At 71.3% G+C, this 15,801-nt stretch carries 13 protein-coding genes; 5 read left to right on the top strand and 8 right to left on the bottom strand.

What is annotated here, in order from left to right; all coding sequences use genetic code 11:
• Positions 1–77 precede the first annotated feature (77 nt).
• A complete protein-coding gene (locus FAF44_RS34210) occupies positions 78–1,277 on the top strand; it encodes a molybdopterin-dependent oxidoreductase (RefSeq protein WP_237107474.1) in 1,200 nt (399 codons plus the stop codon).
• 339 nt (positions 1,278–1,616) lie between these two features.
• Here the strand turns inward: FAF44_RS34210 and FAF44_RS34205 are convergent, their stop codons facing one another.
• Complete coding sequence (locus FAF44_RS34205; protein WP_237107473.1) at positions 1,617–1,826, bottom strand: ubiquitin-like protein Pup; 210 nt, start codon at positions 1,824–1,826, stop codon at positions 1,617–1,619.
• A gap of 144 nt (positions 1,827–1,970) precedes the next feature.
• Between FAF44_RS34205 and FAF44_RS34200 the strand changes: the two genes are divergently transcribed.
• Entirely contained in the window at positions 1,971–2,375 is a 405-nt protein-coding gene (locus FAF44_RS34200; protein WP_237107472.1) for a hypothetical protein, read from the top strand.
• A gap of 29 nt (positions 2,376–2,404) precedes the next feature.
• On the opposite strand, the gene dop is transcribed toward FAF44_RS34200, so the two are convergent.
• The 6 genes from dop to FAF44_RS34170 form a co-directional block, all read right to left on the bottom strand.
• Positions 2,405–3,919, bottom strand: coding sequence for a depupylase/deamidase Dop (gene dop / locus FAF44_RS34195; protein ID WP_368857782.1), 1,515 nt, complete (start codon positions 3,917–3,919; stop codon positions 2,405–2,407).
• Between the two features lie 86 nt (positions 3,920–4,005).
• Positions 4,006–5,154: an acyltransferase gene (locus tag FAF44_RS34190; RefSeq protein ID WP_237107471.1), complete on the bottom strand. Its 1,149-nt coding sequence runs from the start codon at positions 5,152–5,154 to the stop codon at positions 4,006–4,008.
• Positions 5,155–5,176: 22 nt separating this feature from the next.
• Positions 5,177–6,256, bottom strand: coding sequence for a pyridoxal-phosphate dependent enzyme (locus FAF44_RS34185; RefSeq protein WP_237107470.1), 1,080 nt, complete (start codon positions 6,254–6,256; stop codon positions 5,177–5,179).
• A gap of 69 nt (positions 6,257–6,325) precedes the next feature.
• Positions 6,326–8,581, bottom strand: coding sequence for a carbamoyltransferase HypF (hypF, locus tag FAF44_RS34180; protein WP_237107469.1), 2,256 nt, complete (start codon positions 8,579–8,581; stop codon positions 6,326–6,328).
• Between the two features lie 197 nt (positions 8,582–8,778).
• Complete coding sequence (arc, locus tag FAF44_RS34175; RefSeq protein ID WP_237107468.1) at positions 8,779–10,542, bottom strand: proteasome ATPase; 1,764 nt, start codon at positions 10,540–10,542, stop codon at positions 8,779–8,781.
• A gap of 204 nt (positions 10,543–10,746) precedes the next feature.
• Positions 10,747–11,598: a tRNA (adenine-N1)-methyltransferase gene (locus FAF44_RS34170; RefSeq protein ID WP_237107467.1), complete on the bottom strand. Its 852-nt coding sequence runs from the start codon at positions 11,596–11,598 to the stop codon at positions 10,747–10,749.
• Positions 11,599–11,653: 55 nt separating this feature from the next.
• Here FAF44_RS34170 and FAF44_RS34165 point away from each other — a divergent pair, with 55 nt between their 5' ends.
• The 3 genes from FAF44_RS34165 (at position 11,654) to FAF44_RS34155 (ending at position 14,811) form a co-directional block, all read left to right on the top strand.
• Positions 11,654–12,748: a GNAT family N-acetyltransferase gene (locus tag FAF44_RS34165; protein ID WP_237107466.1), complete on the top strand. Its 1,095-nt coding sequence runs from the start codon at positions 11,654–11,656 to the stop codon at positions 12,746–12,748.
• 164 nt (positions 12,749–12,912) lie between these two features.
• Positions 12,913–13,416 (top strand): hypothetical protein, encoded by a 504-nt coding sequence (locus FAF44_RS34160; protein WP_237107465.1) that lies wholly within the window; start codon positions 12,913–12,915, stop codon positions 13,414–13,416.
• A gap of 567 nt (positions 13,417–13,983) precedes the next feature.
• Positions 13,984–14,811: a sugar nucleotide-binding protein gene (locus FAF44_RS34155; RefSeq protein ID WP_237107464.1), complete on the top strand. Its 828-nt coding sequence runs from the start codon at positions 13,984–13,986 to the stop codon at positions 14,809–14,811.
• A 240-nt stretch (positions 14,812–15,051) separates the two neighbouring features.
• On the opposite strand, the gene FAF44_RS34150 is transcribed toward FAF44_RS34155, so the two are convergent.
• The coding region (locus FAF44_RS34150) for an FHA domain-containing protein (RefSeq protein ID WP_237107463.1) at positions 15,052–15,801 on the bottom strand (750 nt) is incomplete at its 5' end.

Below are 15,801 nucleotides of genomic sequence, written 5' to 3'. Positions count from 1 at the left end.
GCTCCCGGCGCCGGTACTTGACGGCGGCCATTTCCTTGTCTACTGGTAGGAAAAGCGAAAAAAAGGATGGTGGCCGCATGCCGTACGCGAATCCGGGACGCGAAGCCGAGCCCGAGCCGGGGCGGGCAGGCCCGCCCGACAGGCGGGCCTTGCTGCGGATGATCCCGTCACTGGGCGGGCTCGCACTGCTGGCCGGGCCCTTGGCGGGCCGCGCGGCGGCGGACGGGGCGGCGGACGGGGCGGTGGACCGGGCGGCGGCGGGCGTGACCGGCGCAGCACGGGGGCCGTCGGGTCACGCGCCGACCGCGGCCCGCTACGCCGCCGGGCCGATCCTCAAGCCGCTGCCCCCCGACCTGTTCATCTCGTACGGGACGAACGCGGAGACCCGCTGGGAGGCGCTCCGGGACACCGGCCTCCACGTGCCGAACGACCGCTTCTTCGTGCGCAACCACACCGCCACCCCGCTGATCGACGCGGCCACCTGGCGGCTGCGGGTGCACGGGGCGGGCGTGCGGCGACCACAGGAGCTCAGCTACGCGCAGCTACGGTCGATGCCGTCGGTGACCGTGGACGCCGCCATCGAGTGCGCGGGCAACGGGCGCTCGTTCTTCGGCACCCAGCAGGGGCAGCAGGCTTCGGGCACCCAGTGGCGGCTCGGTGCGGTCGGGGTCGCGCGATGGCGAGGGGTGCCGCTCGCGGCGGTGCTGCGCAGGGCCGGCCTGTCGAGCCAGGCCGTGGACGTCATGCCGTCCGGCCTGGACGCGAACTACGTCAGCGACGGCGTGGACCTGGGCCGGGTGCGCCGCCCGCTGCCGATCGCCAAGGCGCTGGACGACGTGCTGCTGGCCTACGAGATGAACGGCGAGCCGCTGCCGCCGGACCACGGCTTCCCCGTGCGGGTGGTGGTGCCGTCCTGGATCGGGATCTCCTCGATCAAATGGGTGGGCGACATCGAGGTGTCGGCCGAGCCGCTGTCCTCCCCGTGGAACACCCGCTTCTACCGCCTCTTCGGCCCCGGATATCCGGACGGGGGCAGCCCGCCGCTGGCCGAGCAGGTCACCCGGGACGCCGTCGAGGCCGGACGTCAGATCGCCCGCGTCTCCGTCAAGGTCCGCACCACGCCGTTCCTCACCCGTACCCGGCAGTCGAAGCTGCCCGCCCCCACCGCCGACGCGGAGACCGTCACCCGGGCCGCCCTGGCCGTCCTCGGCCGCCACGACCTGACCCGCCCCGTCCGCCTGCTCGGCGTGGCCGTCGAATACACGATGCCCGAATAGACGATGCCCGAGTAGCCGATGCCCGAATAGACGATGCCGGACGGCTGACGGCACCCCGAAGACCGGGCGGCCGATCCCAGCACACCACGCGCAACCCGTGCTGGGCTGAGATCATCCGCTCCACGTCGTCAATTGGCCCGGCTGTTGGGCGCGGAGCCCGCCCTGGCGGGCGAGCAGGCGCGCGAAAGTCGTCGTCTGTGTAGCCGTACTGGAGCAGATGGTTCCCGCTCACTCCTGTTGGTCATGCTGTGCGGTCGTGCGATAACTGTCCGTGCGACACCACCGGGAGCGGTCCAGCCGCTCGGGACGCCGCCATGAACCCCTTCCGGGCCGGGCGCCTTACTGGCCGCCCTTCTGGACATACGACCTGACGAACTCCTCCGCGTTCTCTTCGAGAACCTCGTCGATCTCGTCCAGAATCGCGTCCACATCGTCCGTGAGCTTCTCCTGCCGCTCCTGGACGTCCGGCGCCGCCGAGGCCTCGGTCTCCTCGACTTCGCTCTCGCGCCGACCGGTCTGCTTCTGACCACCGGTGTCCTTGGTTGCCATGCCCTACCTCCTTGGGGGACTGCCTCTAGCCCATATCTTCCCCGAACGAGCCGACATTTCGCGCCCAACGTCCAGCGATCTTGCCCGCTTGACTAGATAGCGTTCCTATCCAACAATGGATCCCCGTACCCACAGGAGGTTGCGATGTCCCCTTTGTCGCTGAGCACGGCAGGTGTGCTCCTCATCACAGTTCCGACGATCGCCTTCGGCGGCGTCTCGCTGCTGTCGTTCCTGATGAAGAACGTCCCCGGCTACCTGGACAACCCGGTCCGCCGCGGCCTGTGGCGCGCCGGACACGCGCACGCGGGCGTGCTGGTGCTGTTCGCGCTGGTGGCGATGCTGTACGTGGACCAGTCGAGCCTGCCGGAGACCTTGAAGACCCTCACCAGGGTGCTCATCGTGGCGGCGCCGATCCTGATGCCGCTCGGCTTCTTCCTGTCGGTCGTGCGCCCGAGCGACACCAAGCCGAGCAAGCTGATCCATCTGACGGTGGCCGGCGGCGCGTGCCTGGCGGCGGGCACCCTCATGCTGGGGATCGGCCTGCTCTGATCAGGGCCGACCCCCGGTGGGGCAGGCGGTCACTCGCCGCCGGTGAGCGCGGCGACGAGGTCGGCGGCGGTCCTGCACCGGTCGAACAGCTCTCCGACGTGGGCCTTGGTGCCACGCAGCGGTTCGAGGGTCGGGACGCGCTGGAGCGACTCGCGGCCGGGGATGTCGAAGATGACGGAGTCCCAGGACGCGGCGGCGACGGACTCGCTGTACTGGCTCAGGCACCGGCCGCGGAAGTAGGCGCGGGTGTCGCTGGGCGGGTGCTCGACGGCCCGCTGGACCTCGTCCTCGGTGACGAGCCGCTGCATGCGCCCGCGGGCGACGAGCCGGTTGTACAGGCCGCGGTCGGGCCGGATGTCGGAGTACTGCAGGTCGACGAGCTGGAGGCGGGGATGTGACCAGGCCAGGCCGTCGCGGCTGCGGTAACCCTCGAGGAGTTCGAGCTTGGCGACCCAGTCGAGCTCGCGCGACAGTTGCATGGGGTCTTCGGCCAGGCGGGTCAGGACGGACTCCCACCGGTCGAGGACGTCCTTGTTCATCTCGTCCTGGGCGGTGCCGCGCTCTTCGACGTACTTGCGGGCCTGCTCGAGGTACTCCATCTGGAGCTGCACGGCGGTGAGCCGGCGGCCGTCGCGCATGGCGATCTCGTAGCGGCAGCTCGGGTCGTGCGAGACGGCCCTGAGCGCCTGCACCGGGTTCTCCACGGCGAGGTCGCGGGTGAGGAAGCCCTCCTCGATCATCGCCAGCACGAGGGCGGTGGAACCGAGCTTCAGATATGTGGAGATCTCGGACATGTTGGCGTCGCCGATGATCACGTGCAGCCGCCGGTACTTCTCCGGGTCGGCGTGCGGCTCGTCGCGGGTGTTGATGATGGGCCGCTTGAGCGTGGTCTCCAGCCCGACCTCGACCTCGAAGAAGTCGGCGCGCTGGCTGATCTGGAAGCCCTCGCCGCGGGAGTCCTGGCCGATGCCGACCTTGCCGGCGCCGACGACGACCTGCCGGGAGACGAAGAAGGGGGTGAGGTGCCTGACGATGTCGGCGAACGGGGTGGCGCGCCGCATCAGGTAGTTCTCGTGGCAGCCGTAGGAGGCGCCCTTGGCGTCGGTGTTGTTCTTGTAGAGCTGGATGGGGGCGTTGGAGGGGATGGCGGACGCGCGGGTGGCGGCGTCGTACATCACCCTCTCGCCGGCCTTGTCCCACAGGACGGCCGCGCGGGGGTTGGTGCACTCGGGCGAGCTGTACTCGGGGTGAGCGTGGTCGACGTAGAGCCTGGCCCCGTTGGTGAGGATGACGTTGGCCAGGCCGAGGTCCTCGTCGGTGAGCTGGGTGGGGTCTGCCACTTCCCTGGCCAGGTCGAAGCCGCGCGCGTCGCGGAGCGGGTTCTCCTCCTCGAAGTCCCATCGTGCCCTGCGCGCGCGGGCCGCCGAGGCGGCCAGGTAGGCGTTCACGACCTGCGAGGAGGTCACCATCGCGTTGGCGCCTGGCTGGCCGGGTACGGAGATGCCGTACTCGGTCTCGATACCCATCACCCGACGCACCGTCATGCAACACCCTCTGTTCGTCCGGGTCTGTCTATCCGCCGTTTATATGCCCGAGCCTATGCCCTTCACAGTGCCCCAGGGTCACAGAGTTATGGCACCGACGTCTTTTCCACCTGTACGCCCGAAGCTGTTGTGGTTTGTGTGCTTCTGCGGGGCTTGAGTAGCCGCTGGATGGGGCGTTCGGCAAAGGAGTAGACGCAATACGAGACGAGAATCGCCACCAGCGTCGTCACCACGGCGACGGCCCAGGCGGGCAGGTTGCCGGTGAGCAGCGGGATGAGGGCCACGGCGATGACGCTATGGAAGAGGTAAAGCGGGTATGTCGTGCCGCCGAGCGCGGTGAGCGTCCGGGACGGCCGCATGCGGATCGCCCCGAGCGCCACGAGGGCCATCAGGAGGAAGACCAGCGTGAGGGTGATGATCACGCCGAGGTCCGTGACGGGCATGTTCTTGAAGCCCGCGGCGTCGATGCGGCGGTGCACCCGGGCGAGGGCGGAGTCGAGCGAAAGCCCGTAGGAGACGGCGACGTAGAGCCAGGGCAGCAGGCTGTTGCCGTGCTTGTGCACAAGGTAGAGCGCCATGCCCGCGACGAAGTAGGGGGCGTAGTCGGGCATGACGATCTCGCGGACGAGATCGCTGTCGAGCAGCTCGTAGCGGTCGAGCAGTTTGACGCCGAGGGCGGCGGCGAGCCAGACGCCGCAGAAGGCCAGCACGCGCCCGCGCGTTACCCCGATGATCACGAGGATGGCGATCAGCAGGTAGAAGCGCAGCTCGGCCCAGAGCGACCAGTAGACGCCGCTCGCGTCGGTGACCTTGAACAGCCGCTGGAACATGGTGGCGTTCAGCAGGTACTCACCTGGGGAAAGTTTTGGGTCGAGCGCCTTGGCCCCGGTGAGCCCGTACAGGGCGGCCACGGCGACCAGGCTGAGCCAGTACGCGGGGTAGAGCCGCACCAGCCGCGAGCGCGCGAACGCGCCGAGCCCGCGCCCCCACACGGTCATCAGGATGACGAATCCGCTGATGACGAAGAACAGCTCGACGCCGAGGATGCCCAGCCCGGCGACGGGGGCCAGGGCCGGGAACAGCTCGGCCGGCCGGTCCCCCCACACCGACGCGTAGGCGACCAGGTAGTGGAAGGCCACGACGGCGAGGGCGGCGAGGAAGCGGAGAAGGTCGAGCTCGGCCAGCCGGCCGTCTCCTCGGGCATGTCTGGATCGGGAGCGGCGGGGTGGGTGCACGCCCTTTTGGACGCCACTTGGATCACTTTGGTTCCACTGGTCCCTCCGTTCCCACCAGCAACACGCGGGAGGCGTCGTCGAGGGCGAGGGCGTCGCGGGCCGCGGGCGTGAGGGCGAGCAGCCCGGCGGCCCCGGCCGCGCCGCAGTCGGACAGGGCGACGCCGTGCCCGGCGAGCAGGCGGGTGGCGGCGGCGGCCTGCTCGTCGGTGATGGTGAGGTAGAGGTCGGCCAGGTGCGACAGCAGGCGGTGGGCGAGGAGGGAGGGCTCGTGGCAGTCGAGCCGGCCCAGGGTGGTGGGGTGGCCCTCGACACGGACGGGCCGGCCGGCGCGGGCGCTGGCGATGAGGCACGGCGCGCCGTCCGGCTCCACGACGACGATCTTCGGCTGCTCGCCCCACCGGTCCCGGACGTAGCCGGCCGCGGCGGCGGCCAGCCCTCCGACGCCCGCCTGCACGAACACGTGTGTGAGCGCGGGTTCGCCCCGGTACCCGCCCGGCGGCTCTGTGCGGCCCGCTCCGGGCGGCAGCGCGCCGGGGTCGGACAACTCGTCGAACAGCACGCCGTAGCCGCGCATGACGTCCAGGGGGACTCCGGTGTAGCCGTCCCATGAGCTGTCGGCGACGAGCCGCCAGCCGTGCTCGCGGGCCGCGGTCATGGCGGCGCTCACGGCGGCCTCGTAGTCGTGGCCGGCCCGCCGCACCTCGGCGCCGAGGGCGCGCAGCCGCCGCGCGAACGCCTCGGGGACGTTCTCGCTGAGGTACACGAAGCACGGCACGCCCGCCTCGGCCGCTCCTGAGGCGACGGAGATGCCGTGGTTGCCGGCGCTGGCGCAGACGAACGGCGTGCCGCCGTCGTGCTCGGCGAGCAGGTGCACGGCGTACGCGCCGCCGAGGGCCTTGAAGCTGCCCAGTCCCATGCGCCCGCTCTCGTCCTTGACGTAGGCGACCCCCGCTCCGCCCAGCCCGGGAACGACGTGCACGGGGGTGGGCCGGTAGGCGGGGTGGCGGGCGAAGCGGGCGCGGGCCCGGCGGGCGTGCTCGACGCCGATGAGCGCACGGTCGTCCTCGTTGTACGGGGCCCTGGCCGGGTTGAGGTACTCCATGATCGCCATGCTAGGCGCGCCCCGCCGCCGGACCCGGGCGTGGTGCCGTGTCGCCGTGCCCGTGGGGTCTCACGCCCTGTCGCGGGCGGCGGCGACGGCGGCCTGCCCCAGGCTGACGCCGCCGTCGTTGGGCGGCACCCGTACGTGCTTGAGCACCCGGAACCCGGCCGCGCGCAGCCGCTGGACGGTGCGTTCGAGCAGCAGCGCGTTCTGGAAGACGCCCCCGGACAGGGCGACGGCGGTCAGCCCGGTGCTCTGCCTGAGCGCGGCGCAGGCGCGGGTGATGGCGGCGGCGACGCCGTTGTGGAAGCGGCCGGCGATGACGGCGGGGTCCACGCCCGCGGCGAGGTCGGCGGCGGCGGCGCGGACCAGGTCGCCGCCCTGGACGACGAGCGGCCCGGCGGTGGTGATGTCCGCCTGGTAGACGCCGGTCTCGGAGAGGTCGGCGCGCTGTTCGAGCTCGATGGCCGCCTGCCCCTCGTAGGTGATCTTGTCGCGGATGCCGAGCAGCGCGGAGACGGCGTCGAACAGGCGGCCGGCGCTGGAGGTGAGCGGCGAGTTGAGCCCGGTGGCGGCCATCCGGAGCACGCCCGGCCAGTGCTCGGCGTTGCGCCGGGCGACGCCGAGGCCGGGGTGGTCGTCGCGCAGGTACGCGGCGGTCATGCGCCAGGGCTGCCGGATCGCGGCCACGCCGCCGGGCATGGGGACCTGGGCGAGGTGGCCGAGACGTTCGAAGCCGATCAGGTCGGCGCGCAGGAACTCGCCGCCCCACAGGGTGCCGTCGGTGCCGTAGCCGAGCCCGTCGAAGGCGACGCCGATCACCGGGCCGGGGTCGCCGTTGTCGGCGAGGCAGGAGGCGATGTGGGCGTGGTGGTGCTGGACGCCGACGTGTTCGACGCCGGGGATCTCGAGTGCGTGCTTGGTGGACAGGTAGTCGGGGTGCAGGTCGTGGGCGACGATCCGGGGCCGGATGTCGAACAGGCCGCAGTAGTGGTCGATGCCTTCGACGAACGAGCGCAGGGTGTCGTAGTTCTCCAGGTCGCCGATGTGCTGGGAGACGAACGCGCGCCGCCCCTGGACCAGGCAGAACGTGCTCTTCAGCTCGGCGCCGCAGGCGAGCACCGGCCTGGGGGCGGGCCGGCGCAGGGCGAGCGGCTCGGGGGCGTAGCCGCGGGCCCGGCGCAGCACGGTGACCTCGCCGCACAGCGGGCGCACCACGGAGTCGTCGGCGCGCGTGTGGATCTCGCGGTCGTGGGTGAGGAAGGCGTCGGCGATGCCGCCCAGGCGGGTGAGCGCGTCGGCGTCCTCGTGGGCGATGGGCTCGTCGGAGACGTTTCCACTGGTCAGGACGATGGGCTCGGCGAGTTCTGCGAGCAGGAGGTGGTGCAGGGGCGTGTACGGCAGCATGAGGCCGAGGCTGCGGTTGCCGGGCGCCACGGAGGGCGCGACCGGGGCCCCGGCGCGGCGCGGCAGCAGCACGATCGGGCGGGCGCGGCCGGTGAGCAGCGTGGCGGCCACGTCGTCGATCTCGCACAGCCTCCGGGCCTGCGCCAGGTCGGCGGCCATGACGGCGAACGGCTTGTCCTCCCGGTGCTTGCGTCCGCGCAGCGCGGCGGCGGCCTGCTCGTCGGAGGCGACCACGGCCAGGTGGTAGCCGCCGAGGCCCTTGACGGCCACGACGCGCCCGGCGCGCAGCAGCCCGGCGGCGCAGATGATGGGGTCGCCGCACAGTTCGGTGCCGCGGGCGTCGCGCAGTCGCAGCCGGGGCCCGCAGGCGGGGCAGCAGGTGGGCTGGGCGTGGTAGCGGCGGTCGCCGGGGTCGTGGTACTCGCGGGCGCAGTCGTCGCACATGCCGAAGGGGGCCATGGTGGTCAGCGGCCGGTCGTACGGGACGCCGCGCACGATGGTGTAGCGGGGGCCGCAGTTGGTGCAGTTGACGAACGGGTAGCGGTGCCGCCGGTCGGCCGGGTCGGCGAGTTCGCGCAGGCAGTCGTCGCAGGTGGCGCTGTCGGCGGAGATGAGGGCGCGGCGCAGCCCCGAGGGGTCGCTGGCGGCGATGGTGAAGCCGCGGTGGCCGGCGGGCTCGCCGCTGACGACGGTGACCCGCTCGATCTCCGACAGGACGGGGGCGTCGCGTTCGAGGGCGGTCAGGAACTCCTCGACGCCGTCGAGGGCCCCCTCGACCTCGATGTGCACGCCGTTGACGTCGTTGTGCACGCGCCCGGCCAGGCCCAGCCGGCTGGCGAGCGAGTAGACGAAGGGACGGAAGCCGACTCCTTGAACGATGCCTTCGACGTGCACGTCTACCCGTTTGAGCGTGGTCACACGGCCAGTGTGCGCCTCATCGGGGTGGTGTGCATGCGTATCGGCCGTGTCGTCGCGGGTTCTGCAGGCCCGTTGCGCGGGAGGTTCCCCTCCTTTGCCGCGCATAACAGGGCATGTCGACCGGGTCTCGTGGCGGGGCCGGAAAAGGCGGCAGGGCCGGGCGGGCGATGCCCGCGCGGCCCTGCCGTCCTCGGGACCTACAGGTACTGACCGGTGTTGGCGACGGTGTCGATGGACCGGCCGGCTTCGGTGCCCTGCTTGCCGGAGACGAGCGTGCGGATGTAGACGATCCGCTCGCCCTTCTTGCCGGAGATGCGGGCCCAGTCGTCGGGGTTGGTGGTGTTGGGCAGGTCCTCGTTCTCGGAGAACTCGTCCACGCAGGCCGTGAGCAGGTGCTGCACCCGCAGGCCCTTCTGGCCGCTTTCGAGGAACTGCTTGATGGCCATCTTCTTGCCCCGGTCGACGATGTTCTGGATCATCGCGCCCGAGTTGAAGTCCTTGAAGTAGAGGACTTCCTTGTCTCCGTTGGCGTAGGTGACCTCGAGGAAGCGGTTCTCTTCGCTCTCTTGGTACATACGCTCGACGACGCTCTGGATCATCCCCAGGATGGTGGCCTCGCGGGAGTCGGAGTGCTCCGTCAGGTCATCGGGGTGCAGGGGCAGATCGGAGACGAGGTACTTGGAGAAGATGTCCTTGGCCGCCTCGGCGTCCGGCCGCTCGATCTTGATCTTGACGTCCAGGCGGCCGGGCCGCAGGATCGCCGGGTCGATCATGTCCTCGCGGTTGGAGGCGCCGATGACGATGACGTTCTCCAGCCCCTCGACGCCGTCGATCTCCGACAGCAACTGGGGGACGATGGTGTTCTCCACGTCGGAGGACACGCCGGAGCCTCGGGTGCGGAAGATCGAGTCCATCTCGTCGAAGAACACGATCACCGGGGTGCCCTCTGAGGCTTTCTCACGGGCCCGCTGGAAGACCAGGCGGATGTGCCGCTCGGTCTCGCCGACGTACTTGTTGAGCAGCTCCGGGCCCTTGATGTTGAGGAAGAAGCTCTTGCCGGACTGGCCGGTCTTCTCCGCGACCTGCTTGGCCAGGGAGTTGGCGACGGCCTTGGCGATGAGCGTCTTGCCACAGCCGGGCGGCCCGTACAGCAGCACGCCCTTGGGCGGACGGAGCTTGTGCTCGCGGAACAGGTCGGCGTGCAGGTAGGGCAGCTCGATGGCGTCCCTGATCTGCTCGATCTGCCTGCCGAGGCCGCCGATCTCCTCGTAGGAGATGTCGGGGACCTCCTCCAGCACGAGCTCTTCGACTTCGGACTTGGGTATGCGCTCGTAGACGTAACCCGAACGGGGTTCGAGCAGGAGCGAGTCGCCGGCCCTGATGGGCTGGCCGACCAGCGACTCGGCCAGTCGCACGACGCGCTCCTCGTCGGCGTGCGAGATGACCAGAGCCCTCTTGCCCTCGTCGAGCAGTTCCTTGAGCATCACGATCTCGCCGACCTCTTCGTAGCCGAGTGCCTCGACCACGTTGAGCGCCTCGTTGAGCATGACCTCCTGGCCACGGCGCAACGAGTCGACGTCGACGGCCGGGCTGACGTTCACCCGGAGCTTGCGGCCTCCGGTGAACACCTCGATCGTGCCGTCTTCTCTGGCCTCGAGGAAGGTGCCGAATCCGGATGGCGGCTGCGCCAGCCGGTCGACCTCCTCCTTGAGGGCGACGATCTGGTCCCTGGCCTCCTTGAGGGTTGCCACCAGGCGTTCGTTCTGGCCGGTAACGGCCGCGAGGTTCGCCTGTGCCTCATGAAGACGCTCTTCCAGGACCCTGGCCTGACGGGGTGACTCGGCCAGCTTCCGCCTCAGCGCGGTGATCTCCTCCTGCAGGAAGGAGACCTGTGTTGAAAGATCAGCGACCTCCCGTTCGCGCTGCGCGGCTCGAGCCTCAGCATCATCGCGAGCTGCCACGCCCCGTCACCTCCTTCCCAGTCGAGGGCGACTACTAAGGACCTTACCTATCTCGGGCCCCTCCGTAACCTGGCCGGGCAGTGTTCGTAGAGTGACATCCAGTCTTCGTTGAATAATCCTCAATAGTGCGTTTAATACTCCCAGCATATGAACACGGCCATCTGTTCCCGTGTCACGCACCAACGCACCCTCGTGGCCAAATTGTCATAGTTCTTCAGTGGTCCCCTTCGGTCGTCGACGGCGCGGCGGCGGGGTCACGCCGTCGGCCATGCGGCGGGCGGTGACGAGGAACCCGGTGTGGCCGATCATCCGATGATCGGGCCGAACCGCGAGCCCTTCGACGTGCCAGTCGCGAACCAGGGTCTCCCACGCCTGCGGCTCGGTGAAACACCCGTGATCGCGAATGGCCTCGACCGTCTTGGACATCTGCGTGGTCGTGGCCACGTAGCAGCAGATCACGCCGCCCGGGGTGAGCGCCTTGGCGGCGGCGTCGACGCACTCCCAGGGGGCGAGCATGTCGAGGACGACCCGGTCGACGTCGGCCTCGTCGATCGAGGCGACCAGGTCGCCCACCACCAGGCGCCAGTTGTCGTCCATCGGGTCGCCGAAGAACTTCCCGACGTTCTTGCGCGCCACGTCGGCGAAGTCCTCGCGCCGCTCGTAGGAGGTGACGTGCCCCTCCGGGCCGACGGCGCGCAGCAGGAAGCAGGTCAGCGCCCCGGAGCCGACGCCGGCCTCGACGACCCGGGCGCCGGGGAAGATGTCGGCCATGCCGACGATCATCGAGGCGTCCTTCGGGTAGATGACGGCCGCGCCGCGCGGCATGGCGAGCGTGTAGTCCTGCAACAGGTGACGGAAGGCGAGGTACTGGGTGCCGCCGGAGGAGCGCACGACGGAACCCTCAGGCTGCCCGATCAGATCGCTGTGCGGGATGGCGCCCTTGTGGGTGTGGAAGACGCCGTCCTCCTTGAGCGTGATCGTGTGGCGCTTGTTCTTGGGGTCGGTGAGCTGCACCTGATCCCCCGCCTGGAATGGCCCATGCCTGCGGAAACCCATGGCGGCAAGGGTATAGGGCTTTCGAGCGCGTCCGGACGCGCGATATCTATGGGGGATGTTCCCGCGTGACGTGATCTCGGCCGGCCCCCTGATCCTCCGGCCCCCCGTGGAGGACGACGCCGAGGCGATCGTGAAGATGTGCGACGATCCGGTGGCGGCCAGGTTCCTGCCGTCGCTGCCGCGGCCGTACGAGCATGATCACGCGCTCGCGTACGTGCGCGAGGCCCCCGGCAGGTGGGAGGCGGGCGCGGCGCGGTACGCGATCGCCCGCGGCGGACGGCCGGCCGGGCTGCTGTGGCTGGGCGCGCCCGACCGCTGGGGCGCCTCGGACCTCGGCTTCCTGGTGGCGCCGTGGGCGCGCGGCGCGGGCGTGGCGGCGACGGCGGCGCGGGCGGTGACCGACTGGGCCTTCGACCACGGGGTGCGCCGGGTCGAGCTGCAGTCCGAGGTGGAGAACGTGGCGGGCCTGCGGGTGGCGTACAGGGCGGGGTTCGTCGAGGAGGGGCGGCGGCGGGAGGCCAGGCGGCTGCGCGACGGGCGGTTCGCCGACTACGTGGTCTTCGCCCGGCTCAAGGGGGAGGCGGCCCCGGCGGTGGAGCCGTACCTGCCGTTCCCGCGAGGCGGGGAACTGGACGACGGGGTGGTGCGGCTGACGCCGATGGAACCGGACGACGCCGGCGACTTCCACCGGATGCTGGCCGAGCCGAGCGTGGCGGAGTACTCGGTGACGCCGCCCGGCACGCTCGACGACGACGTGCGGCGCTGCCGCTACACCGGCTACTGGTGGACCTCCGGGCAGCGGGCCGAGCTGGCGATCAGGGACGCGGCGTCGGGGGCGTTCGCGGGGCACATCCAGCTCATGCAGGTGGCCCCGGTGCTCGGGCAGGCGATGATCGGCTACTCGCTGCTGCCCGGCTTCCGCGGCCGTGGCTTCATGACGCGGGCGGTGCGGCTGCTGGTGGACTGGACGTTCGCGCGCACGGCCCTGCACCGGATCGTGGCCGGGACCGACACGGACAACACCGCCTCCCACGCGGTGCTGGAGCGGGCCGGGTTCCAGCGCGAGGGCGTGCACCGCGAACTGCTGCCCAGACGCGACGGCACGCGCGCCGACGACCTCCACTGGGCGGTGCTGCGCCCGGCCCGGTGATCGGCCTCAGGCATGCGCGACCCGCCGGGACCGGCAGAAATCCTGATTTCCTGTTGAGGGCTAGTCAGGAGCCGCGTCGAGGACCATAGTCAGGGCACCCGCAGGCGAGTGTCGCGCGATCGGGCCGCGCGATCTCGCCCCCTCCGTTCCGAGGGGATCACGCGATGCCGTACAACCGGGTCGATGTCGCCATGCGCGAACTCCTTCTCGTGTTCTCCTGCCTGGAGGCCGGAGAGCTGGCCGATCTGCTGGCGCGCACCGCCGCCGCCGTGGCGGGCACCGCTTATGCGGGGTTCGTCCTCGTGGACGCGATGCGGCGGGAGGCGCGCCCGGTGCACACGCACGCGCCGCCCGGCGACCCCCTGGGCCTGCGGCGCTGGCTGGCCGAGTCGGGGGTGCTGAAGGAACTGGCCGGCTGCCCGGCGGCGCTGCGGCGGCCCGGGGACGCCTCGGTGGGCGAGCCGGGATTCCTGGCCGCGCCCGTGCCGGTGGCGGCGCGGGATCACACGTTCGTGTGGGTCGCGGGGCGGGGGTTCTGCGACGGCGACGAGCACCTGCTCGGACGGTTCGCGACGGCGGCCGGGCGGGCGCTGGAGGCGGCCAGCGGGGTCGAGGCGGCGACACGCCTGTTGCGGGGGGTACGGGCCTTCCGGCCGGCCCAGCCGTGATCGTCCCGCTTCTGGGCGGGCTGGATCGGGGGAATCGGGGGGCCGGATCCCGGGGTTCGATGCGGCGGCCGGGCCGTCCTTTACCGGCGGGTTTCCGATTCCGCACCTAATGAAAGTTTTTCAGTCTTTAATGGCTGATGCGAGATTTTCCAGATATTTCGCAGCAAGGTGTAATGCAATGTGCATACTCCTCTCCCCCGCCGGACCGCACCCCCGGCGGGGCCGCTTTTTCCGGCCTCCGGCGGGCGACGGGCCATACTCGCCGCGAACACGCTCCGCATCCTTTTCGCTGTCCCTCAGCCCTGCGGCGCCCACCCGAGCCTCCCCAAGGAGGGGCTCCGGGAACACCAGCGAACCGACCATTTCTCCATATTCAGTACAAAATCCCGCCTAATGCCGGCACGCCCCGCGCGCCGACTCCCCGGCCGGCCGAACCGGCGAGGCCCCAGGACACGTCTCACGGGCCCCACGAGTCGGCCCTTCGGCCCTGGTGCCCAGCCGGTCCGGACGGGCGGCTGCGGCGTGACCGCCGAGCGGGCATGGGCGGCTCCGGTAGCGTGACCGGTCGTGAAGGTGCTCATCGTGGGCGGGAGCGGGTTCCTCGGCGGCGAACTCGTCCGGCGGTGCGCCGCAGAAGGTCACGAGGTGGGCGCGACCTACCTGACCCGGCCGGGCGATCCGGCGCGGGCGAGGTGGCTGCGCCTGGACGTCCGGGATCGGCACGACGTGACCACCGTGCTCGACGCGTTCGCGCCGGAGGTGACGATCAACGCCGCGTACCGTTCGTCCGACTGGGCGTCCACGGCGGACGGGGCCGCGCACGTGGCCGCCGGGGTGGCCCGGACGGGCGGCCGGATGGTGCAGGTGTCCAGTGACGCGATCTTCTCCGGGGCCGTGGCCCGGTACGACGAGACGTGCCCGCCCGACCCGGTCAGCCCGTACGGGGCGGCGAAGGCGGCGGCCGAGACGGCGGTGCGGGCCGTGCTGCCCGGCGCGGCCGTCGCCAGGACGTCGCTGATCGTCGGGCACGGCGCGTCGGCGCACGAGGCGCTGGTCCACTCACTGGTGGCCGGGTCCCGCACCGGGGTGCTGTTCACGGACGACGTACGCTGCCCGGTCCATGTGTCCGACCTGGCGCAGGCGCTGGTGGAGGCGGCGGTGCGGGGCTGCTCGGGCGTGCTGCACGTGGCGGGGGCCGACGCGCTGAGCCGCTACGACCTGGGCGTCCTCATCGCCCGCAGGGACGGCCTGGACCCGGCCCGCCTCCGCACCGGACGGCGGGCCGGCTCGGGCGTCCCGGGGCCGCTGGAGGTGCGGCTGAACTGCTCGGCCACCCGGCGACGGCTGGCGACCCGGCTCCGTGGCGCCCGCGAGTTCCTGTCGCCACCCGCCTGAAGACACCCCTGGGCGGCCCTGGCACCCGAACGGGCGCGCACGAGTTCCTGACCCCGCCCCCGCACCCGGGCGAGACGCACGCGGAGCCCTGGACGCCACCCACCCATGTCCCGCGACACACGCACGAGTTCCCCCTGCGCGCGGGACCGCACAGGAAGCGGGACCGCACAGGAAGCGGGACCGCACAGGAAAACGCCCGCGCCCCCATCAGGGGGCACGGGCGACCGGCCGCCGTCGGGATCACCCCCGATGCGGCTCGAACCGAAGCGTCCGGGACACCCCGACCCGCACCGTGGTGCCCGGGGCGATCGTGACGGGCTCGTTCGGCGGGATGTCGTAGAAGTTGGGGTCGCCGGGCGGCTGGATCTGGGTGCCGTTCACCGAGCCCAGATCGACCAGGTTGACGTCCCACCCGTCGAGCGCCACCCGCAGGTGGCGGCGCGAGACCGAGCCGTCGGGGCTGGTGACCTTGGCGGGCCTGGCGGTGCCGCCGGCCACCTCCGGCGCGCGCTCGGGGTCGCGGCCGAGCAGGTAGTCGCTCTCCAGCGGCAGCGCGGTGCCGTCGTCGAGGACGAGCACGCCGAGCGAGGGCCGCGGCCCCTTGTACGGCACGAGCGTGCGCTGCACCAGGGCGATGCCGCAGACCGCGCAGTAGGGCACGCGGGGGTCGTTGAAGTGGTCGTTCTTGCAGTCGACGCCGTAGACGAGCGGGCGCTCACCGTGTTCGGGCTGCTGCTCCTGCGGCGGCGGACCCGGGTGGTCGAACTGGTCGGGCGGGCCGAGCAAGGGCGGCGCGGGCTGGTCGTAGGGGTCGGGCGGGCCGAGATGATGCTGGGCCTGCTGGTCGGTGATGCTGTTGCCGGAGGGCAGCGGCTCGTCGTAGGAGGGGAACTGCGGCTCGGGCAGGGGCGGCGGCTGCTCCTGGAGGGGCTGGTAGGCAGGCTCCTGCGGCGGGAGGTAGAGCGGCGGCTCCGGCGGCGTGTGGTAGGC

Source organism: Nonomuraea sp. MG754425, from assembly GCF_021699195.1.
Taxonomy (GTDB): Bacteria; Actinomycetota; Actinomycetes; order Streptosporangiales; family Streptosporangiaceae; genus Nonomuraea.
This window is presented reverse-complemented; position numbering and strand designations above follow the sequence as displayed.